The sequence below is a fragment of the Terrabacter sp. MAHUQ-38 genome, from assembly GCF_014518425.1.
GTDB lineage: Bacteria > Actinomycetota > Actinomycetes > Actinomycetales > Dermatophilaceae > Terrabacter.
On the sequence record NZ_JACVCU010000003.1, the window covers coordinates 48314 to 70290 of the forward strand.

Here is a 21977-nt window from a genome sequence, read left to right on the forward strand (position 1 = left end):
CTGCAAGCGGACTGGTCGCTCGCACCTTAACAGCCAGCAGGAGGCGCACGTGCCGCATCGCGATCGTCTCGGGTGGGCCGGTCTGGGAGTCGTCGCCGGATTCGGTCTCGTCGCGGTCGCGCTGTTCTCGACGCGCACCGACCTCGGCCGCTCGCTCGACGACGCGGTGCGCAGCTGGGTGCTCAACACGCTGCCCGGCTCCTTCCGCCGGGCGCTCAGCGACCTGGTCCGCCCCCTCGTCGTCGTCGCCCTCGCACCCGTCGTCGTCGTGCTCGCCCTGCTCGCCCTCGTGCGCCGGTCCTGGCGGCGCGCGCTCGCCGGCGTGGTGGTGCCGGTGGCGTCGACCCTGCTGGCACTCGAGGTGCGCGTCCGAGACCTCTTCGGGATCGGCGACGACGCCTTCCCGTCCAACCATGCGGCTGCGGGCCTCGGCCTGCTCGTCGGCGTGGCGCTCGCGTGGCCGAGGCCGGTCACCAGGCGCGGCCTCGTCGCCCTCGCCGCCGCCGGGTTCTGCATCGGGCTCGGCAACGTGTCGTGGTACGCCCACCTCCCCCGCGACGTCGTCGGCAGCTTCCTGCTCGTCGTGTGCGTCGCCGGGCTCGTGCTCGCCGCGCTCGGTGGCGACTCGCCGAACCTTGCCGACGACGTCATCCCCGTCCGCCCGTCGGTGAAGGCACCCGACGACACGGGAGCGACCGGCCCACGATCGGACGCGACGGGGCGGGCGGCCCCGCCCGGGCTTCAGGAGCCGACGGACCGCCAGACCCGCGCGTGACCCTCGGCGCTCGCCTCCCACGTGAAGCGCCGCGCACGCTCGAGGCCCCTCCGCGCCATGGCCTCGACGTCCGGCCCGCCCGTGAGGACGTCGAGGACTCCCTGCGCCAGCGCGGCCCCGGTCGGCTCCACGAGCAGGCCTCCGTCACCGACGACCTCCGGCAGCGACGAGCGGTCGGAGGCCACGACGGGGACGCCGGTCGCCATGCCCTCGAGGGCGGGCAGACCGAACCCCTCGACGAGTGAGGGCACGACGACGACCGACGCGGCGGCATACAGCCCCGGGAGCACGTCGTCGGCGACGCGGCCGACGAGGCGCACACCCGGCAGCGACCCGAAGAGCTCGGTGCGGCGGGAGTGGGGCGGTCCGGCGAGCACCAGGGTCATGTCGGGACGCGCGGCCTTCACGCGCGGCCACGCATCGGCGAGTGCAGCGAGGTTCTTCCGCTCGGACGCGCCGCCGGCGGTCAGGACGTACGGCCCGGTGACCCCGAGCCCGGCCAGGACGTCCGGCGCGAGTGGCCGCGCACCGAAGTAGCGTGCCTCGACCCCGTTCGGCACGACGACCGGGTCGGTGAGGCCGAGCAGCTCGACCGCCTCGGCTGCCGTGAACGCCGAAACGCACACGACGGCGGACGCCCGGCGCAGCTCCTCCGCGGCCGCGCGGACCGGCGCCGACTCGTCGGCGTAGCGCCACGCGACGACGTCGTGGAGCGTGACGACCTCGCGTGGGGCGGGCGGCAGCTCGAGGGCCATCCGGTGCACGAGCCCGGCGCCGGCGTACGCGAGCCGGCCGGCCGCCCCCCGGGCGCGCGGTGACGCTCCGGTGAGCCAGCCCATGGGCAGGCGTCGGGTGCCCGGCAGCGGCGAGCGCATCGACCGCGCGACGAGCCGTCGCACCTCCCACTGCTCCCCCGGCGCCGCCAGCGTGTCGAGGGCCGCGTCCGCGCGCGACGTGACATGGCGCTCGTATGCCTGTGCCCCCATGGGTACCGCCGTCGCGGTGGTGACGATGGTGAGACGGGGCACGCGTGGGTTCCTGCCTCTCGGGTGCGCTGGGGGTGCTCGGGCGTGCGGTCGGAGTCCGGGACGGAGCCGCCCTCGCATCGTAGGGTGAGACGGCACGCCGGCCTGTCGACCACGCGTGTCCGATCGAAAGGAGCCGCGGTGGGTCGTCGCGTCGCCCTCGTCACCTCGTCCTACCATCCGTACCTCGGCGGGGTGGAGTCGCACGTGCGTCACCTCGCGCGTGAGCTGCGCAGGACGGGGACCGAGGTCGAGGTGTGGACCGTCGACCGCGGTGAGCACCTCGGTGTCACGGAGCTCGACGGCACGGTCGTGCGCCACCTCCCCACCCCCATGCCGGCCCGTTCGGCCCGGGCCGTCGCCGGCTTCGCGATTGCCGCGCCGCGCGCCTGGCACGCCTGGCGGGCGGCCGTGCGCGCCTTCCGGCCCGGGCTGCTGCACGTCCAGTGCTTCGGACCCAACGGGGTGTATGCCGCCGCGCTGGCTCGCCGGACGGGCATCCCGCTCGTCCTGTCGAGCCACGGCGAGACGTTCACGGACGACCACGACGCATTCGGCACGTCGGCCCTGCTCCGGGAGGGCCTCCGGCACGCCATCGCGCACGCCGTGGCGACGACGGGCTGCTCCGAGCAGGTCCTCGAGGACCTGCGCCAGCGGTTCGGACTCGTCGGCGGCTCCGTGGTGCCGAACGGTGTCGGGCCCGTGCCGACGGCCGCGCCCTCCGGCGCGATGCCCGACACCCTCGGCCTGGCTGACGGACCGGTCGTGCTCGGCGTGGGCCGGCTCGAGGTCATGAAGGGGTTCGACCTGCTCGTCGAGGCGTTCGCCGGGGTCGACGCCGACCTGGGCGCCACGCTCGTGCTCGGTGGCGCCGGCTCGCAGCACGAGGCGCTGCGGGCTCTCGGCGAGCGGCTCGACCTCGGAAAGCGCCTCCGACTCGTCGGGCCGCTCGACGAGGCCGGGGTCGACGCGTGGATGCGCCGGGCCGACGTCGTCGTCATGCCGAGCCGCCGCGAGGCCTTCGGGATCGTGGCGCTCGAGGCCTGGCGGGCCGGGGCACCGCTGGTGGCCACGAGCCTGGGTGGGCCGGCGTCGTTCGTCACCGACGGCGTCGACGGCCTGCTCGTCGACCCGGTCAACACGGGCGCCTTGGCCGACGCCGTCGAGTCGCTGCTCCGCGACCCGCAGCGACGCGCCGCCCTCGGGGCGGCCGGGCGGACGTCGGCGCGCCGCTACACGTGGTCGGTTGTCGCGGAGGCGTACGAGGCGGTCTACGACGACGTGGACTCGCACGTCCGGGCCGCCGACGCGAGCGGGCCGCTCCGCGGCGGGCTGCGTCGGCGCGGGCTGCTGCGGGTCGCGTCGCGGACCCTCAGGCTGGGTGCGGCTCGTCGGCGGCGCGGGCGGTGAGCAGGCCCAGCACGAAGGGACCGAGCCGCCGAGCCGGCCGAGGCAGCGCGCGGATGATCGCGTCGGCATCAGGGACGGTCAGCCCGGACCTGCTCACGCGCAGCGCCGCGCCGTAGAGCAGGCCACCCACGGCTGCGACACCCACGGCGCGGAGCCACTCGTTGCCCGGGACCGCGTCGGCGGCGACCATCAGCCCGCCCGCGAGCCCCGCCCCGACGAAGCACGGGATGGCGTCGCGCAGCGCGAGCGAGACCGTGATGCCGAGGCCGCGCAGCTCCGACCGCGTCATGAGCAGCAGGCTCGTCATGGAGCCTGCGACGTTGGCGATGACGGCGCCCCACACCCCGAGGGTCGGGATGAGCGCGAGGGCGAGCGCGACGTCGACGACGAGGGCCACCGACGTGGCCCTGAGCAGGTCTCCCGCCGACAGGCGGGCCGACACGAACGCGGCTACCGGGCTGGCCACCGTGACGAAACCGGCTGACACGCCGAGCGCGACCACGACCGGGCCCGCCTCGGCGAACTCCGGGCCGTAGAGGACGGGGACCAGCACCGCGAGGGGCACGACGGCGACGGCCTCGACGAGCCCGACCACCGTCGCCCCGGCCCGCAGGACGCGTCGGAAGGCGGGGCGTACGGCCTGCGCGTCGACCTCGAGCAGGCCCGAGATGGCCGGCACGAGCGGACCGACGAAGGCCTGCGCCGGGGCGAAGACGTGGCCCGCGAGTCCGAAGGCCAGGGCGAACACGCCGACCGCGGCCGGGGCCGCGAGCCAGTTCATGAAGAAGATCTCGCTGCGCGACATCACGAGGCCGCCGATGACGCTCGCCAGGCCGACGGGCAGGGCGTAGCGCCAGAAACCGATCGGCATGCCCCTGGGGAGCGCGGGACGCAGCACCGCCGCGCGGTAGGCAGCCGAGATGGGGACGAGGCAGAGCGCGACCGCGACTCCGGTGACGATGAGGCGGATGGTCCAGACGGCGTCCGGCGTGCCGACGACGAGCACGACGGCGACGACCGCGACCTGGGTGGCGAGGGAGGTGACGAGGGCGATCTTGGCGCCGTCGGCCGTCTTGTTCTCGATGGTCAGGCAGGCGACCGCACCGTCGAACGCGGCGGGCACGACGAGGCCGAAGACGATCGCGATGACCATCGCGGTCGGCGGTACGTCAGCGAAGAGCAGGACGACGAGCGAGAGCACCGGCATGACCACGAGCAGGCGGAACCCCTGTGACTGCGAGAGCAGCCGGGACACGGCGGCCGTGCGCCCAGCTGCGTGCGCCTTGGCGCCGAACTGGATGACGGCAGAACCGAACCCGGCCGTCAGCATCCGGGAGACGACCTCCATGAGGGCGGTGAGGAAGGCCAGGCGTCCGTAGTCGGCGGCGCCGAGGACGCGAGCCATGAGGAGGTTGACGAGGAACGCGACGGGGATCGCGATGAAGGTGTGGATCACCGTCCAGACGGCGCCGCGCACGGCCCTCTCCTGCAACCCCTCACGGCTCATCGCCCCGGCCGGCTGCGCCTCCAGGTCGTCGACCTGCCGGTTGGGCAGCAGCAGGTCCGCCTCCACCTCCGCCGCCGCCGTCTCGGGCCCCCCGTCCGGTCGGGCGTCCGGTCGAGCATCGGGGTACGCGTCCGCGCCGCCCTCGTCGGGTCGGTCACTCGCCACGGTCGACCCCGTTGACGCGGTCGAGGGCGTCCATCAGCTCTGCGCTGCGCACCGTGTGGACCTTACGGCAGAAGGGCGAGCCGGAGGCCCGGACCTCGGCCAGGTCCTCGAGTCCGAAGGTGCGGGTCGTGTCGTCCTCGGGCACCCACACGGAGTAGGACACGGGCAGGGGTACGGCCGGTGCGCCGGTGCTCGCCAGGACCGTCTGGAGAGCGGCCTCGTCGGCGATGACCGAGCGCTCGAAGAGCCGGCGCAGCGGCTTCCCCTCCGCGAGCTCGGCCAGCACCACCCCGAGCCGGACGCGGTCGACGGCCAGCCACTGCGAGCCCATCCGGACGGGCGGCGTGCCCGGCAGCACGCGGCGCCGGAGCCCGACGTGCGCGCCCCGGCCGCGCTCGACGACCCGGAGCGAGACGAGTGGCTCCGTCCGGTGCGCGAGAGCCCACAGGGCGCGGCCCGGGAGGCGGCCGGCGCGCAGCAGCGCGTCGAGGTGACGACCGACCGGTGCCCAGCGGTAGGTGTAGCGCGTCAGCTCGTCGTCGCCGGCGCCGTGGCGCCTCCCCCACGCCGGGGTGTAGTCCAGCGCCCGCGCGGTGCCCTGCCAGCCCCCGGCTGCGCGGAGCTCGTCCTCCCACGCATCGAGCGGTCTGACGGGGTAGCACTGGCCGGACACGAGGACGAGCAGATCCGGGTCGACGGCCTCGCGCGCGGCCCGCATCGCCTCGAGGGTCACCTCGACGAGCTCCCACGAGCCCCAGTCCGTCGGGCGGCCGTGGGTGGTCACCCGGACCCGGTCGTCGTCGCTGACAGGCGCCGGGAAGCGTCGTGCGTCGTGCGTGACGAAGACGGTGGCCCCGGGGCTCGAGCTGAGGATGGCGTGCACGAGCCGGGTGACCTGGTCGGCCTCGGTGTGGCTGAGGACGACGTATGCCGCGGGCACCGGTCAGGCCCGGGCCGTGCGCCGGTCGCCGAGGCGGGTGCGGACTGCCGCGGTGGTGCCGGCGGCGAGGCCACCGATGGCCGCGGAGGCGTGCAGGGCCCGGCCGCCCACGGCGCGGACCCGCTGGCGCGGGGTGCGGTCGGCGTCGACGACGGCCTTCGCGCCGTCGACGACGTTGCCGCCCACCTCGCGCAGCGCCACGCCGTAGAAGCGCCGCAGGATCGGCGCCCCCATGCCGAAGGTGTGCGAGAGGAGCACGACGTGGTTGCGGTGGCCGTAGTAGGTGTAGCGCACGTCGAAGCGGCGCCCCCGGGTGTACGGCGCGGCGACGTGCTCGACGAGGGCCGTCGGCGTGTAGACGATGCGGTGGCCGGCGCGGCCGAGCCGGAGCATGATGTCGCTCTCCTCGCGCAGGCACGTGCCGGGGAACAGGTCGACGATGCCGCCGATCTGCGCGAGTGCGGAGCGCCGCACCGACATGTTCGCCCCGAGCACGTGGTCGACGTCGAGGTCGCGGCCGGTGTCTGCGGCGAAGTTGCCGGTGAGAGTGCCGTCGGGCAGGAGCCGCCCGACGGCATCCAGGCCCTCGTGCTCCTCGCCGGGCCGTCCGTTGCTCGCGCGGCCGCCGACGGCGCCGACGGCCGGGTCTGCGTAGCGGGCGACGATGTTCTCGAGCCAGTCCGGCTCGGCGTACGCGTCGTCGTCGATGAAGGCGATGATCTCGGAGCGGGTCTCGGCGACCCCGATGGCGCGCGAGGTCGCGAGCGTGCCGGGCCCGGCGTCGTTGCGGATGTAGCGCACGCCCGGGAAGTCGGCGACGACGTCGGCCGTGAGGCGGTGCGGCGACGAGTCGACGACGACGACCTCGTCGGGCGTGAGCGTCTGGCGACCGAGGTGCTCGAGGCAGGTCCGCACGTTGTCCGGGCGGTTGAAGGTCGCGACGACGACGTCGACCGACGGGGACGGGGCGTCTGGCATGGCAGGAGTATCGCATCGGATCTGCGCGTGCGTGGCTGACCGGGAGATCCCGTTTGCCCCGGTGGGCGGCCTGCGGTCAGCCGTCCCAACCCGCGTGCGCGAGCGCCGCCTCGAGGAGGTCTGCGGACGCGTCCCAGGTGTAGCGCTCGGCGTTGCGACGGCCCGCGGCCACGAGCTGTGATCGACGACCGGGCCCCTCGAGGACCTCGCGGACCGCCTCGACGATCGCCTCGGGGCGGTCCGGGTCGCACAGCACGGCACCGTCGCCCGCGACCTCGGGCACGGGCCCGGTGCGCAGCGCGACGACGGGACAGCCGCGGCGCTGGGCCTCGACGACGGGGATGCCGAACCCCTCGTAGACGGAGGGGAAGACGAGCACCGACGCGGCGTCGTACAGCCACGTGAGCTCGTCGTCGGTGAGCCTCCCGACGAAGGTCGCGTGCGCCCAGCGGGTGCCCCCGGCGTCGGCGAAGACCCGGCCGTCGCCGCGGGCACCGACGACGATCGAACGCAGGCCCGCCGACTCGAACGCGTCGAGGGCCGGGACGAGGTTCTTGTGCCGGGCGAAGGTCCCGACGCACAGCACCCACGGCTCGTCGGCGCCGAACAGCGCGTCGGCGTCGGCGCCCAGCGCCGGTCGGACCGGCGTGAACCGGTCGACGTGGTCGCTGCCGTTCGGGACGACGTCGAGCCGCCCGGCGTCGACGCCCAGCACCGCCACCAGCTCCGCGGCGCTGAAGCGCGACACCGTGAGCACCCGTACCGCGCGTCGTCCCAGCACCCGGTACATGGCGCGGTACCACGAGCGGAAGGCTCTGCTGTAGGTCTCGGGATGGCGGAAGACCGAGACGTCGTGGAGGGTGGCCACCTGGCGACGGGCCGCCACCGGGGCAGGGCCGCCGAGGCTGAGGAGGAGCTCACCGCGGGCCAGCCACGGGAGCACGACCTGCTCGAAGAGCTGCCCGCCGGCCCGCGACTCGCGCACCCGCGCGGACCCGGCCACCTCGGCCGGCACGGCCGTTCCGCGGGGCACGTGGATCACGATGCGCCCCGGGTGCCGGGCGACGAGTCGCGTCGCCAGCTCGAGCGCGTAACGCTGCGTGCCCGTGGTGGCCTGCGACAGGAAGCGCCCGTTGAGCGCGAGCTCGCGGCGGCGATGGCCCACACTGACTCTCGGCACCTGCCGAATCTAGCGTCCAACCCGCCCCGAGGATCGGACACCATGACGGATCGACCGCGCGTCGCGATCGCGCACGACTACCTGACCCAGCGTGGTGGCGCCGAGCGGGTCGTCCTCGCGCTGCACCGCGCCTTCCCCGACGCGACGATCCACACGACGCTCTACGACCCCGACGGCACGTACCCGGAGTTCCGCGACGCACGCGTCGTCGTCTCCCCCATCAACCGGATCGCCCCGTTGCGCCGCGAGCACCGGGCCGCACTGCCCTTGCTGCCGTATGCCGTGTCGCGCCTTCGCGTCGACGCCGACGTCGTCGTCGCCTCGAGCTCGGGCTGGGCGCACGGCGTGCCGACGACGGGTCGCAAGCTGGTCTACTGCCACGCCCCCGCCCGCTGGCTCTACCAGGCAGACGCCTACCTCGGCTTTTCGGCGCGACGCTCGCCACGCGCCCGCGCCCTGTCGGTCCTCAGCGGCTGGCTGCGCCGCTGGGACGCGGGCGCCGCCGCGTCCGCAGACCGCTACCTGGCCAACTCCACGGTGGTCCGCGAACGCATCGCGGCGGCATACGGCATCGAGGCGGACGTGCTGCCCCCGCCCTACGGCATAGACCCGGCGGACCCGCAGACGCCGGTCGCGGGACTCGCAGACTGGGCCGCGCCCCACGGCGACGGCTACCTGCTCCTCGTGTCACGGCTCCTGCCGTACAAGAACGTCGACGTCGCCATAGAGGCGGTGCGCGGGCTTCCGGAGCGCCTCGTCGTCGTCGGCGCGGGGCCGCTGGAGACACGGCTGCGGGCCTCAGCGCCCGACAACGTCCGCATCGTCACCGGACTCAGCGACGCCGAGCTGCGCTGGACGTATGCGCACGCCCGGACCCTCGTCGCACCGAGCCTCGAGGACTTCGGCCTGACCCCGCTCGAGGCGGCGGCGTTCGGGGTGCCGACGCTCGCCCTGCGCGCCGGCGGCTACCTCGACACGATCGACGAGCTGGCCAACGGGACGTTCTTCGAGGAGGCGACCGTCGAGGCGGTGCGAGCAGCAGTCGTCGCGAACCGCGCCCGCACGTGGCAGGCCGACGCGGTGCGCGCACACGCCGAGCAGTTCTCCGAGACGCATTTCCGCGAACGCATCCGCGCGGAGGTCGACCGCTTCCTAGAATGACGCCAGGCGCGGCGACGGGGGTCGGCCGTCCTGGGGCAGGCACTCGAGGGGGACCATGGACGGCACGAGCGCGCCGACGAACGCACCGACGAACGCGACAGCGGCCTCACGTCCGGTCGCACGTCCGGTCGCGACCCGGCGGCTCGCCTACGTCGACACCCTCCGCGGCTTCGCCGCGCTGTGGGTCTTCCTGCTCCACATCCACGGCTACTGGCTCGACAACGTCCGCCCGCCGAAGCTGTCCGGGGACGGCCTGCTCGTGCGGATCATGGGCTTCGGAGGCGCGGGCGTCGACATCTTCATCGTCCTGTCCGGCTTCTGCCTCACCCTCCCGCTCCTGCGTGACGGACGCGTGCGGGACCTCGAGCCGCGCCGCTTCTTCCGTCGCCGTGCCTACCGGCTGCTGCCGGCGTACTACGCCGCCGTCGTCCTCGTCATGGCTCTCGAGCTCGTGCCGCCACTGCGTGAGCGGCTGGTCAGCCGCGACCTCACGCCCGTCGACGCCGTCACCCACCTGACCCTGATCTTCCCGCTCTTCGGGGACACGCTGTCGGCGGTCAACGGCTCGCTGTGGTCGATCTCCCTCGAGGCGACCCTCTATCTCGGCTTCCCCCTCCTGCTCCTCGTGCACCGCCGGCTCGGCATGCGCGGCGCGCTGCTCGTGACCCTCGGCGTCGCGCTCGTGTGGGGCGTGTCGGGCGAGTGGTGGGCGGGGCAGGCACACCCGGCCGGCTTCCTGCCGTCGACCGACAAGCTCTTCCCGGCCCGCTGGTTCCAGTTCGCGCTCGGGATGTGGGCCGCGACGCTGGTCAGCTCGCCGAGGGCCGGTCACACCTCCCGCGCCGGCATCGCCCTCCCGGTGGCGCTCGCGGTCGGCCTGGCCGGGTATGCCGCCGGGTGGGGTCCCGTGAGCGCGCTCGGTTTCGGCGTCGTCGCCGTGTGCCTGCTCGTGCTGCTCGCACGCGTGCCCGGGCGGGTCTTCCAGGCGGGCCCGCTGCGCTGGCTCACCGCCCTGGGCGTCATCTCGTACAGCTTCTACCTGCTGCACCAGCCGGTCCTCCTGCTCTGCTCCGGCCTTGCCCGGCCCGAGGAGTGGGGCATCGCCCCGACGAGCCTCGTGGCACTGACCGTCGCGGGCACGGCGACCGTCCTGGTGGCCGCAGCGTTCTACCACGCGATCGAGAAGCCGTTCCTCGTGCGCGGCAGCATGCGAAGCGTCGTGCGGGATGACCCGGGCGACACGCCCGGACCTCAGGACGCGGGCGAGCCGAGCCGCGCGGCGGCTACGTGACGGCGCGCACGACGAGGAACCACGCGACGACGGGCGCGCCCGCGACGAGGATGATCGCGAGGACGCGCAGCGCTGCCGCGTGACCGTAGACCTTGGCGACGACGGCCGCGACGACGCCGACCGCGAAGACGCCGAGTGAATAGTTCGCGAACATCGCGCTCAGCTCGACGAGCTCGGGCGACTTCGTGATGTTCGCGATCGTCGCCGCCTTGCCGGCCGGCCCCCACGGCGCCGGAAGCGGCACCTGCGCGAGCAGGAACGCGGCGACGCCGAGGACGTCGGTGCGCACGAACGTGCGCCGCCGGGCGGAGGCATGGCTGCGGCTGCGCACCGACGGCTGCACCGGGGGTGGGGGCGAGGTGAGCGCGCGCGGCAGGGTCAGGAGCAGACCGGGCAGTCCGGCGAGGCCCGCGAGCAGGGCGCCGTAGAGCTTGGGCCGGTCGTCCGACGCGAAGGAGAACGCGGTCACGACAGGCACGGTCGCGCGCGTCAGGACCCACACATAGACGGCGAAGACCACGACGGCGCCGACGGCCAGGGGGACGTCCGCGTTGACACGCCGGCCGGCTCCTCGGGACATGGCGGACAGTGTAAGCAGCACACGCGCCTCGCCCGTCACACCTACACTGGCGCCGTGGACAGCACCAGAGAACGCGGAGCCGACCTGTTCGAACGTGACCAGGCGGGTGCCTCGGACGGCGCCTCCGGTGGGTCCGGCGGCGACCGGTGGGACGACGGCTCGCCGTCCGACGACCCGTCGCGCCGCCGCGAGAAGAAGCGCAACCGCAAGGTGCTCGTCGCGGCGCTGGTCCTGCTGCTCGTCCCCGTTCTCGCCGTCGGTGGCTACCTCGCGTGGCTCAACCAGATCGTCGCGAACAACGTGAAGACCCAGCTGCTGCTGCCCGACGGCGCCGACGGCGCGAAGCCGACCAACGACGCCGGCCAGGTCATCGACGTGCCGACCGGCACCGGCACCAACTACCTCATCATCGGCAACGACGCCGGTCCCGGACGCTCCGGCGCCCGCTCCGACGTCATGGTCCTCGTGCACGTGCCGGCCGACCACTCCAACGTCAGCCTCATCCACTTCCCGCGTGACCTGTACGTCTCCATTCCCGGCAAGGGCAAGAACAAGCTCAACGCGGCGTACGCGTTCGGCGGGGCGCCCCTGCTCGTCAGAACGATGCAGAACATGCTGGGCGTCCGCATCGACCACGTCGCGATGCTCGGCTTCGAGGGCTTCAAGTCGATGACCGATGCCGTCGGAGGCGTCGACGTCAACGTCGAGGAGGCGTCCGAGGGCGACGGCAAGGTCTTCCGTGAGGGCATGATGCACATGGACGGCGAGACGGCCCTCGTCTTCGTCCGCCAGCGCAAGCAGCTGAGCGAGGGCGACATCTCGCGCGGCCAGCGCCAGCTCGCGTTCATCAAGGCGCTGATGCTCAAGACCCTGAGCCGGGACGTCCTCACCAACCCCATCAAGCTCAAGGACTTCATCCAGGCGGCGACGAGCAACCTCACGGTCGACCAGAAGCTCGACGTCGGCACCATGCGCTCCGAGGCGTTCGCCATGAAGGGTCTGCGGGGCAGCGACATCCGCTTCATCACGGCGCCGTTCACCGGCTTCGGCACGAGCCCCGAGGGGGCGTCGATCGACATCGTCGACAAGGTGAAGATGGACGAGCTCGGCGAGGCCATCCGCACCGATGCGCTGAACTCCTACAAGTAGGAGGCGGCCCGGTAGAAGGCTGCCCTCCCCGGTGGCCCCGGCGGAACGCGAGGTCAGACCCGCTTCCACGAGGTCAGGTCACCGACCGACACCCACGTCTGGTCTCCCGACACGATCCACCCGCCCCGGTCGGTGACGGAGAGACCGACCTGGCCGCGGACCGGCGACCTGACCGGCACGCACGCGACGATCGTGGCGTTGCGGCCCTCCACGACGCGGACGACCTGGACGCCCTCGCACGCGCCCACGATGCGGGCGGCATACGTCGTCAGGGTCGTGTCGACGAGGAGGTTGCTGAGGGCCACGCCGCCCGGGGCGTCACCGGAGTCCGACCACGTGACCCCTCCGTCGTTCGTGACGACGACGGAGCCGTCGGCGCACAGCGCCTCCGCCTGCGACGCCGACGTGCGCGCGAGGTCGATGACGACGGCCCCACCGCACGGGGCCGCCGCGTCCTGCTGGGGCGCCAGCACCGAGCTCGGCTCGTCGAGCCGGCGGGCCCAGCCACCGCTGACCGTCGTGGGAGCCTGCCACGTGCGGCCCACGTCGTTGGTGGCGTACTGCTCGAGCGTGCAGTCGGCCCCCGCCCCGATGACGAACGCGCGGGCCTCGTCGAGCGGTTGGACGCGCACCACCGCCCGGGACGGCGTCCGCAGCCTCGTCCACGTCTCGCCACCGTCGTTCGTCACCTCGACGACGGCCCCTCCGGCGTCACAGCTGCCCGTCCTCGCCCGCCAGGCGGTCGCGGCGTCCAGGGCGGTGACGAGCCGCGTCGCCGGGACCGCCTTCGCTGCCGGGGAGGAGGTGCTGCGCGGCGGCGAGGTCACCGGGTCGGCCGGCGCGGTGGTCCTGGGGGTGGTCTGCGGAGTGGTCTGCGGGTCCGTCGCCGGGTCCGTCGTGAGGCCCGCCGTGCGGGTCACGGTCGGCAGCGCGGGCGCCACGTCGCGACCCGCGCCGAGCGCCGCCGCGACCAGCGCGACGTCGGCGGCCAGGAAGGCCAACAGGCCGGCTGTCGCCAGTCGGTTCTTCATGTCGGTACTCCCCCTCGACGCATACTTCCTCCCCTCCCCCGGGGGACATGCTAGAGGCGAATCGCCTTGAACGAGGCGGCAGCCCGAGCTCGCAGCCGCGGCGGTGTCAGGGGGTGCGCGGTCGCAGCGCCTCGGCCACGACACCGATCTGCGCCTCGATCTCGTGCGACATCAGGGCATATGCCGCAGATCCACGCCCGTATGGGTCCGGTATGTCCGACTCCTCCGGCTGGCGGATCGTGGAGCGGCCCCGTCGGCTCCACGCCAGCGCGGCGAGGCGAGCGGCCCATGACGCGTCCGACGCGGCCGGCCCGGTCGGGTCGTGCGCCTCGAGGGCGGCCATCTCGACACCGAGGTCGGCGTCGCGGAGCAGGTCGGCGAGCTCGCCGAGGCTGAACGTCCGTCGCAGCGCACGAGGCAGCAGCGCGACGACCTCGTGGCGGTGCCGTTGCGTCGCGGTGACGACGAGATCGGCGTCGCGGATCAGGGCCGGCGTGATCTGGCGCGCCGCGAAGCCGGCCGCGTCGGCGTGGACCTCACCGAGCGCGTCGACCGACCCCGGTTCGATCGGAGCACCGACGAGTGCACGGGTGCCGGCGCTCGCGACCTCCACACCCGTGCCGGCGAGCAGCTGGACGAGGCGCCGCTCGATGTAGGGCGAGCGACAGACGTTGCCGGTGCACACGACGAGGACCCGGCCGGCGAGGGCGGTCGTCACGTGCGGCTCCCTGCGGCCAGCGAGGACGAGTACGCGAGGCACGCCTCGAGGGTGGGCAGCAGCCCGGCGTCGGCGGCCTCGTCGAGGGTGGGCGCGGCGGCGTCCTTGGGTGACAGGAGCGGCACGAAGCCCTGGGGAAGGGCCAGGGCGATGCGTGGGTCGAGCGGGTTGACGCCGCGCTCGATCGCCGGGGTGAACACCTCGGAGCACAGGTAGACGGCGGTCCCGCCCTCGATGCAGGCGAGGGCGTGCCCCAGCCCCTCGGCGACGTAGACGGCCCGCCGGTCGACCGTGTCGAGCACGACCGAGTCCCAATCGCCGAACGTCGGCGAGCCGACCCGGACGTCGACGACGAAGTCGATGAAGACGCCGCCGGTCGCCGTGACGTACTTGGCCTGCGAGGGCGGCACGTCGGCGAAGTGGATGCCACGCACGACGCCCGGCCCCGACACCGAGACGTTCGTCTGCCGCACCTGCATCTCGTGGCCGATGGCCTCGGCGAGGTGGTCGACGCGGAAGCCCTCGGCGAAGACCCCACGCTCGTCGTGCATCTGCCGCGGCGTGACCTCGAAGGCGCCGGCGACCTTCAGCGGGCGGATGTCCATGACGTCCTCGCCTTCACGGGGTGTCCCTGCCCTCGGCGAGCAGGGCGTGCAGGTAGAGACCGTAGCCACTCCGGGCCTGGTCGTCGGCGTGCCCGCGCATGGCGTCGTCGTCGAGCCAGCCGTTGCGCCACGCGACCTCCTCGACGCAGCCGATCTTCTGGCCCTGCCGGGCCTCGACGACGTGGACGTACTGGCTCGCCTCGATGAGCCCCTCGAAGGTCCCCGTGTCGAACCAGGCGGTGCCGCGCGGGAGCACGCTGACCGACAAGGTGCCACGGCGGAGGTACTCGTCGTTGACCGCCGTGATCTCGAGCTCGCCGCGCGAGCTCGGGCGCAGCCCCCCGGCGATGGCCACGACGTCGTTGTCGTAGAAGTAGAGGCCGGGCACGGCGTAGCTCGACTTCGGCTCCGCCGGCTTCTCCTCGATGGAGATGACGCGTCCGTCGGGGCCGAACTCGACGACGCCGTATGCCGTGGGGTCGGCGACGCGGTACGCGAACACGTGCCCGCCCTCGACGTCGGTGTGGTCGGCGAGGCGGGTGCCGAGGCCGGGCCCGAAGAAGATGTTGTCGCCGAGGACGAGGCCGACGCGGTCCTCCCCGATGAAGTCGGCGCCGAGCACGAACGCCTGGGCGATCCCCTCGGGACGCGGCTGGACGGCATACGTGATCGTCATGCCCCACTGCGAGCCGTCGCCGAGAAGGCGTCGGAACTGCTCGACGTCCACGGGGGTGGTGATGACGAGGACCTCGCGGATGCCCGCCATCATCAGGGTCGAGAGCGGGTAGTAGACCATCGGCTTGTCGTAGACGGGCATCAGCTGCTTGCTGATGCCCCGTGTGATCGGGTGCAGCCGGCTGCCCGTCCCCCCGGCGAGGATGATCCCCTTCATGGCAGGGAGCCTAGGTGCTGCGTCGACGCGCCGCCCGGGAGACGGCAGAAGGCGCAAACCGGACGCCTCGCCGCCTCACCAGGTCGACGCGGTGCGCCCCATCCCGCGGTAGTCCCAGCCGGCGTCGGCCCAGGCGTGCGCGTCGAGGACGTTGCGCCCGTCGATGATCCGCGGCGTGGCGACGAGCGACTTGGCGTGGGCGGGGTCGATGGCGAGGTAGTCGTTCCACGCCGTGAGGAGCATGACGAGGTCGGCACCCTCGAGGGCCTCGTCGGCCGTGTCGACGATGTGCAGGTCGGGGCGCTGGCTGCGCACGGCGGCCGCGCCCGCGGGGTCGGTCGCCACGACATTGGCGCCGCGGCCCCAGAGGCGGCCCGCGATGTCGAGGGCCGGAGAGTCGCGCACGTCGTCGCTGTCGGGCTTGAACGTCAGGCCGAGCACAGCGACCTTGACGCCGACGAGGCGTCCACCGGCCATGCTCGTCGCGAGGTCGACGGCGTGGTCGCGCCGACGCATGTTGATCGAGTCGACCTCGCGAAGGAACGTCAGCGACTGGTCGACGCCGAGCTCGCCGGCCCGGGCCATGAAGGCACGGATGTCCTTCGGCAGGCAGCCGCCGCCGAAGCCGATGCCGGCCTGGAGGAACTTCGGTCCGATGCGCTCGTCGTGGCCGATCGCCTCGGCGAGCCGCGTGACGTCGGCGCCCGCCGCGTCGCACAGCTCGGCCATCGAGTTGATGAAGGAGATCTTCGTCGCGAGGAAGGAGTTGGCGGCGACCTTGACGAGCTCGGCCGTCGCGTAGTTGACGAGCAGGCGCGGGATGCCGGCGGCGATGATCGGCGCGTAGACCTCGTCGAGCACCGCACGGCCGGTGTCGCCGGCCCGCGCGTCCTCGGGCAGCCCGTAGACGACACGGTCCGGGGTCTGGGTGTCCTGGACGGCGAAGCCCTCGCGCAGGAACTCGGGGTTCCACACGACGACGGCGTCCAGCCCGGCCTCCGCCACGCGGTCGGCGATCGCCTGCGCCGTGCCGACCGGGACCGTCGACTTGCCGACGATGACGAGCGGCCCGTCGGCGTGCGGCCGGGCGTGGGTGAGGATGTCGTCGACGGCGGTCCAGACGTAGCTCAGGTCGGCCGCGTAGCTGCCACCGCCCTGCGGCGTGCCCACGGCGATGAAGTGGACCCGGGCGTCGCCGATGGCGCTCTTGTCGGTCGTGAACCGGAGCCCGCCCGACTCGACACCCTTGCGCAGCACCGGCTCGAGGCCCGGCTCGTGGAAGGAGGGGACCCCCGCAGCGAGCCGGTCGATCTTGGTCTGGTCGATGTCGACCCCCACGACGTCGTGACCGAAGTCGGCCATGCACGCGGCGTGGACCGCACCGAGGTATCCGCAACCGATCACCGAGATTCGCACGGGGGAAGCATACGCAGGGCGGTCGCCGCGGAAATGGCGCGCGAGTGAACGCCACCGCACGAACACGCATGTTTCTGTGCCAGTTCACAGGTTGGACCCATCTCTGGATAAACTTGCCCGGTTAGCCCGATTCAGGGGACTCGAGCGGACGAGACGAGAGTGCGTGCGTGTCCGTAGGGCGGTCGTGAGATGAGGATCCTGCTCCTCACTCACCACTACGAACCAGAGCTGGGCGCCCCGCAGCAACGCTGGGGGGCGATGGTTCGACGCTTCACCCGTGCGGGGCATGACGTCGTCGTCGTCGCCCCCTCTCCGCACTACTCGTTCGGCGGGCTCATGGACGACGCAGAGCAGATGCGGCCGGGTTCCGTGCACCGGGGTGCGTACGGCGAGTCCGTCCACCGCGTTGCGTTCCGTCCCCACACCGGTCGACTGGGCTCGCGTCTTCTCGACCAGGTCGTCAGCTCGCTCGACTCCACCCGCACCGTCCTGACCCGCGTGCGCCGCATCCGTCCCGACGTCATCATCGCGACGGCCCCGGCCCTGCCCACGCTCTTCTCCGGCGCCCTGCTCGCCCGCACCATCGACGTACCCCTCGTCACCGAGATGCGCGACGCGTGGCCCGACCTGCTGGCCGTCGCAGACGACTGGAACGCCGCCGCGGTGCCCGCCCCCTCGAGGCGCGCCGCGGTGTTCCGGCCGCCCGTGCTGCACGCCGCGGGCGCACTCATGACCGCGCTGCAGCGCCGTTCGGCGGCTGTCGTGACGACGACCGAGAGCTTCGCCTCGGCGCTGCGGTCCCGGGGCGTGCGCAGCGTCCACGTCGTGCGCAACGGGGCCCACGAGCTGCCCGGCTACCGGGTGCATTCCCCTCGAGACCCCGACGGCGAGCTGCGGGTGCTCTACCTCGGCACGGTCGGACGAGCTCAAGGCCTCGGCACCGCCGTCGTCGCCGCCCGGCTGGCCCATGCCGCGGGGGTGTCGGTGCGCCTGCGCATCGTCGGGGCCGGCGCGGAGCACGAGGCCGTCGCCGCGATGGCCTCCAAGGGCGACGTGCCCATCGAGATCCTCGGACAGGTGCCCAAGGCGCAAGTAGCCGACCACTACGCCTGGGCCGACACGCTCCTCGTCGCGCTCCGGCCGTGGGCGCCCCTCGAGCTGACCGTCCCCTCGAAGCTCTACGAGGCGATGTCGATCGGCATCCACGTCACCGGGATGGTGGACGGCGAGGCCGCCGCGATCCTACGGACCGCGGGCATGGGCGCGATCGTCCCGCCCGGCGATGCCAACTCCCTCGCCGAGACGTGGGCCAAGCTCGCCAACGACCCGTCGCAGCTCTACGTCGGCGACTCCGGACGCGAGTGGACCGACGAGCACGCCAACGACGACCGGCTGGCCGAGCGCTACCTGTCCATCCTCGAGGACGTCGTGGCACAGCATGCGTGACCGCCGGACCTCGTCCGGCAGGGGCGTCTCAGGCCTCGCAGGGCGCACGCGCTCGACCCTGCGCAACCTCGCCATCCTCGCGCGCGTCGGAGCCCGGCACTTCGAGGACGACCCGGCGCTGCTCGCGGTCCAGACCCTCCGCCGCCTGCCCGCCCCGGTCCGCCACGGGCTCGCCGGTGCGGTCGCGGCCGGCGCCCGCCTCTCGAGCAGGACCGCAGGCGCACCCGTCGTCGGCACCGCCCTCGCGGAGTTCCTCGCCGACCGGCCCGCAGCTGCGCGTGCCTCGTTGGCCGGCGTCGCGCCGACGCGACGGTCCACGCGGCGCCTGCACGCCGAGCTCGCCGTCGCCCTCGGGGACGAGCCACCGGCGGATGCCCCCGACCCCGTCCGCGCTCGGGCCCTGTGGCGGCGAGGACGCATCGGCGAGGCCATCACCGCGCTGCCGGCCGGCGTCTCCGGCAGCGTCGGCCGCCAACGCGCCCGCCTCGAGTCCGAACGCGCGATCCTCGAACCCGGCTTCCGCCTCGTCGCCGCCCCGTCGCCGCGCCCGACGGGTGCAGGTCTCCTGAGCCCGCCGGACGGCATCCGCGCCCTGCACCTGCTCACCAACTCGCTGCCCTGGACCCAGTCCGGCTACTCGTTGCGCTCGCACGCCGTCCTGCAGGCGCAGGCCGCCGAGGGGATCGCCGTCGAGGCGGTGACCCGGATCGGCTACCCCGTCACCGTCGGCCTGCCGCACGCGCCCGACACCGACGTCGTCGACGGCGTGCGCTACCGACGCCTCATGCCCTGGTCGATGGCCGACACGCAGGTCGAGCGGCTCCGTCAGACGGCCGCCCTGCTCGCGCGCGAGGCGCACCGCTTCGAGGCGACCGTGCTGCACACGACGACGCACTACCCCAACGCTGTCGTGGCTGCGGGTGTCGCGGCGACGACCGGCCTGCCCTGGGTGTACGAGGTGCGCGGCCAACTCGAGAAGACGTGGGCCGGCTCGCTGCCCGTGCACGAGCAGCAGGAGGCGCACCGCAGCGAGCGCTACCGCCTGTGGCACGCACGCGAGGCCGAGCTGGCCCGTGAGGCCGACCACGTCGTGACGCTCTCGCGGGCCCTGCGCGACGACCTCGTGGCCCGCGGCGTGCCCACCGAGCGCATCACCATCGTGCCCAACGCCGTCGACGACGCGCTCGTCGCGTCGGGGGCCGACGACGACGCCTCCCCCGCAGATGCGCGGCGACGCCTGGGCCTGCCGAGTGGGGGGTTCTGGGTCGGCACGGTCTCCTCGATCGTCGCCTACGAGGGCCTCGACCTGCTGCTCGAGTCGGTCGCCCTGCTGCGGGGCGACGGCCACGACGTGCGCTGTGCCATCGTCGGCGACGGCGTGGCGCGGGCCGAACTCGCCGCGCTGACGACCCGTCTCGGGCTCGACGGCGTCGTCGTCATGCCCGGCCGGGTGGCGCGCAGCGAGGCGCCTCTCTGGCATCGCGCGCTGGACGCGTTCGTCGTCCCGCGGCGTGACCTCGGGGTGTGCCGCACGGTCACACCCCTCAAGCCGATCGAGGCCATGGCGCTCGGACGCCCCGTCGTCGTGTCCGACCTGCCTGCCCTGTCGGAGATCACCGTCGAGCCGGGCTCGGGCCTGGCCTTCGCGCCGGGAGACGCCGCCGCGCTCGCGACTACACTGCACACCTTGTACGCGGACGGCGACCTCCGGGGCACCCTTGCCACGCGTGGGCGCGAGTTCGCGGCGACGCGCACGTGGCGGGCGCAGGCCGCGGCGTACCGGGACATCTACGAACGGCTGAGAGGCACGGCATGAGCAGGGAGACCACCCGCCTGCGCTCCCCGCTCGTCGAGATCGACGACATCAACCTCGAGTCCGTCGACGTCAGCCGCCTCCAGCCCGTCGGCCAGCGCCCCCCGCTCGGCGTGTACGTCCGCTCCCTCTGGGACCGTCGGCACTTCATCGTCGCCGACTCGCGAGCGCGGGCCTTCTCCGGCAACCGCGACACGCTGCTCGGCAACGCGTGGCTCGTGGGCCGCCCGATCCTCGACGGCGCCGCCTACTTCATCATCTTCGGGGTGCTGCTCGGCACGTCCCGCGGCGTCGACAACTTCATCGGGTTCCTGCTCGTCGGCGTCTTCATGTTCTCCTTCACCTCGCGCTGCCTCACCGGCGGCGCGGGCGTCATGTCGTCCGGCAAGAACCTCATCCGCGCGTTCTCGTTCCCTCGGGCGGCCATCCCGATCGCGATGGTGCTGCGCGAGACGATCTCGATGCTCCCCGTCATCGCGACGATGCTCGTCATGGTCGTGGCGATCCCGCCGCACGCGAGCATCACGTGGCGCTGGGCGCTCTTCCCGCTCGTCTTCCTGCTGCAGGTGATGTTCAACGCCGGGCTCGTCTTCTACGCCGCCCGCATCACCAGTGCGATCCCGGACCTGCGGATGGTGCTCGGCTTCGTCTCGCGCTTCTGGCTCTACGGCTCGGGCGTCATGTTCTCGCTCGAGCGCTTCATCACCCACCCGACGGTGCTCGAGGTCATCCAGTTCAACCCGGCGTACTGCGTGCTCGAGCTGTCTCGTGACCTGCTCGTCTACGGCCAGACCCCCGAGCTGACGCTGTGGCTGACGCTCGGCGCGTGGGCCGTCGCGACTCCGGTCCTCGGCTTCCTCTACTTCTGGCAGGCGGAGGAGGACTACGGCCGTGAGTGAGGCAGTGAACGACGTCGTGAACCACGACGTGAGCGCGCCGGGCGGGCCGGCCGGGTCCGAGGGAGACCCCGATGCCCCCGACGCACCGAAGAAGGGCATCGAGGTCCCGGTCGGCGACCCGACCGTCCTCGTCAACCACCTGTCGGTGCACTACCGCGTGCCCAGCAGTGAGCGCGCCCGCGGCGCGCAGAGCCGGGCCGCGCGGATGCTGGCCCGCTTCGGGTGGAGCCGCACCGTCACCGTCAAGGCCGTCCGCGACGTCACGTTCGTCGCGCGCGCCGGAGAGTCCATCGGTGTCGTCGGGCACAACGGGTCGGGCAAGAGCACGCTGCTGCGCGTCATCGCGGGCCTCGAGACGCCGACCGCCGGCACCGTGCTCGCCTCGGCCACCCCTTCCTTCCTCGGTGTCAACGCGGCCCTCCTCCCCGAGATGTCAGGCATGGCCAACGTCCGACTCGGGCTGCTGGCGATGGGCATGACGCCGGCCCGGGTCAAGGACACCATCCCGGAGGTCCTCGAGCTCGCGGGCCTCGGCTCGTCGATCCACCTGCCGATGAAGACCTACTCGTCGGGCATGGGCGCCCGGCTGCGTTTCGCGATCTCGGCCGCGGCCCGACCCGAGATCCTGCTCATCGACGAGGCCCTCGCCACGGGCGATGCCGCCACGAAGCAGCGCAGCGAGGCCAAGATGGCGGACATCCGCAAGCAGGCGGGCACCGTCTTCCTCGTCTCCCACGCCGCGCAGACCATCGAGGAGATGTGCACCCGGGCGATCTGGCTGCACGAGGGCGAGATGGTCCTCGACGGTCCCGCCTACGAGACGGCGCGGGCCTACCGGTGGTGGGCCTGGAACGTCGCCAAGGGCGAGCACCGCAAAGCCGAGGGCCTGCTCGAGGACGCCCGCGCCCAGCTGCGCGCCACGCACGTGGCCGCCCACGACAGCACGACCCAGCGCTACATCGCGCGGCACCGACACATCTAGAGGACAGTGAAGAG

20 protein-coding genes are annotated in these 21977 nt (G+C 73.2%); 9 read left to right on the plus strand and 11 right to left on the minus strand.

Annotation, left to right across the window (positions count from 1 at the left end; translation table 11 throughout):
• Positions 1 to 49: 49 nt before the first annotated feature.
• Positions 50 to 775 (plus strand): phosphatase PAP2 family protein, encoded by a 726-nt coding sequence (locus tag H9I49_RS24445; RefSeq protein WP_188030522.1) that lies wholly within the window; start codon positions 50 to 52, stop codon positions 773 to 775.
• Here H9I49_RS24445 and H9I49_RS11475 read toward each other — a convergent pair.
• Positions 742 to 1803, minus strand: coding sequence for a glycosyltransferase family 1 protein (locus H9I49_RS11475; RefSeq protein WP_188030523.1), 1062 nt, complete (start codon positions 1801 to 1803; stop codon positions 742 to 744). The two genes, H9I49_RS24445 and H9I49_RS11475, sit on opposite strands and share 34 nt — an antisense overlap.
• 138 nt (positions 1804 to 1941) lie before the next feature.
• On the opposite strand from H9I49_RS11475, the gene H9I49_RS11480 reads away from it, so the two are divergent.
• Positions 1942 to 3210 carry a glycosyltransferase family 4 protein gene (locus tag H9I49_RS11480; RefSeq protein WP_188030524.1) on the plus strand — a complete coding sequence of 423 codons (1269 nt, stop codon included), beginning with the start codon at positions 1942 to 1944 and terminating at the stop codon, positions 3208 to 3210.
• Here the strand turns inward: H9I49_RS11480 and H9I49_RS11485 are convergent.
• The 4 genes from H9I49_RS11485 to H9I49_RS11500 all read right to left on the minus strand — a co-directional run bounded on the left by H9I49_RS11485 (position 3173) and on the right by H9I49_RS11500 (position 7980).
• A complete protein-coding gene (locus H9I49_RS11485) occupies positions 3173 to 4882 on the minus strand; it encodes an oligosaccharide flippase family protein (RefSeq protein ID WP_188030525.1) in 1710 nt (569 codons plus the stop codon). The genes H9I49_RS11480 and H9I49_RS11485 overlap by 38 nt on opposite strands.
• Positions 4872 to 5822 (minus strand): hypothetical protein, encoded by a 951-nt coding sequence (locus tag H9I49_RS11490; protein WP_188030526.1) that lies wholly within the window; start codon positions 5820 to 5822, stop codon positions 4872 to 4874. Before H9I49_RS11490 ends, H9I49_RS11485 begins: the two co-directional genes overlap by 11 nt.
• Positions 5823 to 5825: 3 nt before the next feature.
• Positions 5826 to 6800, minus strand: coding sequence for a glycosyltransferase family 2 protein (locus H9I49_RS11495; protein WP_188030527.1), 975 nt, complete (start codon positions 6798 to 6800; stop codon positions 5826 to 5828).
• A gap of 76 nt (positions 6801 to 6876) precedes the next feature.
• Positions 6877 to 7980, minus strand: coding sequence for a glycosyltransferase family 4 protein (locus H9I49_RS11500; protein WP_370587539.1), 1104 nt, complete (start codon positions 7978 to 7980; stop codon positions 6877 to 6879).
• A gap of 42 nt (positions 7981 to 8022) precedes the next feature.
• Here H9I49_RS11500 and H9I49_RS11505 point away from each other — a divergent pair, with 42 nt between their 5' ends.
• A complete protein-coding gene (locus tag H9I49_RS11505) occupies positions 8023 to 9141 on the plus strand; it encodes a glycosyltransferase (protein ID WP_188030528.1) in 1119 nt (372 codons plus the stop codon).
• A 55-nt stretch (positions 9142 to 9196) separates the two neighbouring features.
• Positions 9197 to 10432, plus strand: a complete 1236-nt coding sequence (locus tag H9I49_RS11510; RefSeq protein ID WP_188030529.1) for an acyltransferase — start codon at positions 9197 to 9199, stop codon at positions 10430 to 10432.
• Here H9I49_RS11510 and H9I49_RS11515 read toward each other — a convergent pair.
• Entirely contained in the window at positions 10425 to 11012 is a 588-nt protein-coding gene (locus H9I49_RS11515; RefSeq protein ID WP_188030530.1) for a hypothetical protein, read from the minus strand. The two genes, H9I49_RS11510 and H9I49_RS11515, sit on opposite strands and share 8 nt — an antisense overlap.
• A gap of 54 nt (positions 11013 to 11066) precedes the next feature.
• Between H9I49_RS11515 and H9I49_RS11520 the strand changes: the two genes are divergently transcribed.
• Positions 11067 to 12161: an LCP family protein gene (locus H9I49_RS11520; protein ID WP_188030531.1), complete on the plus strand. Its 1095-nt coding sequence runs from the start codon at positions 11067 to 11069 to the stop codon at positions 12159 to 12161.
• Between the two features lie 53 nt (positions 12162 to 12214).
• Here H9I49_RS11520 and H9I49_RS11525 read toward each other — a convergent pair whose 3' ends face one another.
• From H9I49_RS11525 to H9I49_RS11545, 5 genes are all read right to left on the minus strand, one after another.
• Positions 12215 to 13192 (minus strand): hypothetical protein, encoded by a 978-nt coding sequence (locus H9I49_RS11525; RefSeq protein ID WP_188030532.1) that lies wholly within the window; start codon positions 13190 to 13192, stop codon positions 12215 to 12217.
• A 106-nt stretch (positions 13193 to 13298) separates the two neighbouring features.
• Complete coding sequence (locus tag H9I49_RS11530; RefSeq protein ID WP_188030533.1) at positions 13299 to 13910, minus strand: low molecular weight phosphatase family protein; 612 nt, start codon at positions 13908 to 13910, stop codon at positions 13299 to 13301.
• Positions 13907 to 14515 (minus strand): dTDP-4-dehydrorhamnose 3,5-epimerase family protein, encoded by a 609-nt coding sequence (locus H9I49_RS11535; protein WP_188030534.1) that lies wholly within the window; start codon positions 14513 to 14515, stop codon positions 13907 to 13909. Before H9I49_RS11535 ends, H9I49_RS11530 begins: the two co-directional genes overlap by 4 nt.
• A gap of 13 nt (positions 14516 to 14528) precedes the next feature.
• Entirely contained in the window at positions 14529 to 15407 is an 879-nt protein-coding gene (rfbA, locus tag H9I49_RS11540) for a glucose-1-phosphate thymidylyltransferase RfbA (protein WP_188030535.1), read from the minus strand.
• A gap of 75 nt (positions 15408 to 15482) precedes the next feature.
• Positions 15483 to 16823 carry a UDP-glucose/GDP-mannose dehydrogenase family protein gene (locus tag H9I49_RS11545; RefSeq protein ID WP_188030536.1) on the minus strand — a complete coding sequence of 447 codons (1341 nt, stop codon included), beginning with the start codon at positions 16821 to 16823 and terminating at the stop codon, positions 15483 to 15485.
• A 189-nt stretch (positions 16824 to 17012) separates the two neighbouring features.
• On the opposite strand from H9I49_RS11545, the gene H9I49_RS11550 reads away from it, so the two are divergent.
• Genes H9I49_RS11550 through H9I49_RS11565 form a run of 4 tightly spaced genes read left to right on the plus strand, consistent with a single transcriptional unit; the run spans position 17013 to position 21963 of the window.
• Positions 17013 to 18269 carry a glycosyltransferase family 4 protein gene (locus H9I49_RS11550; RefSeq protein WP_188030537.1) on the plus strand — a complete coding sequence of 419 codons (1257 nt, stop codon included), beginning with the start codon at positions 17013 to 17015 and terminating at the stop codon, positions 18267 to 18269.
• On the plus strand, positions 18262 to 20085 hold the full coding sequence (locus H9I49_RS11555) for a glycosyltransferase family 4 protein (RefSeq protein ID WP_188030538.1): 1824 nt from the start codon (positions 18262 to 18264) through the stop codon (positions 20083 to 20085). Before H9I49_RS11550 ends, H9I49_RS11555 begins: the two co-directional genes overlap by 8 nt.
• The gene (locus H9I49_RS11560) at positions 20082 to 20981 is read left to right on the plus strand and encodes an ABC transporter permease (protein WP_188030539.1); all 900 of its coding nucleotides are present in this window, start codon (positions 20082 to 20084) and stop codon (positions 20979 to 20981) included. The genes H9I49_RS11555 and H9I49_RS11560 overlap by 4 nt, the downstream gene beginning before the upstream one ends.
• Positions 20974 to 21963 (plus strand): ABC transporter ATP-binding protein, encoded by a 990-nt coding sequence (locus H9I49_RS11565; RefSeq protein ID WP_370587540.1) that lies wholly within the window; start codon positions 20974 to 20976, stop codon positions 21961 to 21963. Before H9I49_RS11560 ends, H9I49_RS11565 begins: the two co-directional genes overlap by 8 nt.
• The last annotated feature ends 14 nt before the right edge of the window (positions 21964 to 21977 follow it).

Coding starts and splice junctions, on each gene's coding strand:
- H9I49_RS11495 (WP_188030527.1), bottom strand. CDS start 6,800: ATGCCAGACGCCCCGTCCCCGTCGGTCGACGTCGTCGTCGCGACCTTC.
- H9I49_RS11505 (WP_188030528.1), top strand. CDS start 8,023: ATGACGGATCGACCGCGCGTCGCGATCGCGCACGACTACCTGACCCAG.
- H9I49_RS11510 (WP_188030529.1), top strand. CDS start 9,197: ATGGACGGCACGAGCGCGCCGACGAACGCACCGACGAACGCGACAGCG.
- H9I49_RS11515 (WP_188030530.1), bottom strand. CDS start 11,012: ATGTCCCGAGGAGCCGGCCGGCGTGTCAACGCGGACGTCCCCCTGGCC.
- H9I49_RS11525 (WP_188030532.1), bottom strand. CDS start 13,192: ATGAAGAACCGACTGGCGACAGCCGGCCTGTTGGCCTTCCTGGCCGCC.
- H9I49_RS11535 (WP_188030534.1), bottom strand. CDS start 14,515: ATGGACATCCGCCCGCTGAAGGTCGCCGGCGCCTTCGAGGTCACGCCG.
- rfbA (WP_188030535.1), bottom strand. CDS start 15,407: ATGAAGGGGATCATCCTCGCCGGGGGGACGGGCAGCCGGCTGCACCCG.
- H9I49_RS11550 (WP_188030537.1), top strand. CDS start 17,013: ATGAGGATCCTGCTCCTCACTCACCACTACGAACCAGAGCTGGGCGCC.
- H9I49_RS11555 (WP_188030538.1), top strand. CDS start 18,262: ATGCGTGACCGCCGGACCTCGTCCGGCAGGGGCGTCTCAGGCCTCGCA.
- H9I49_RS11560 (WP_188030539.1), top strand. CDS start 20,082: ATGAGCAGGGAGACCACCCGCCTGCGCTCCCCGCTCGTCGAGATCGAC.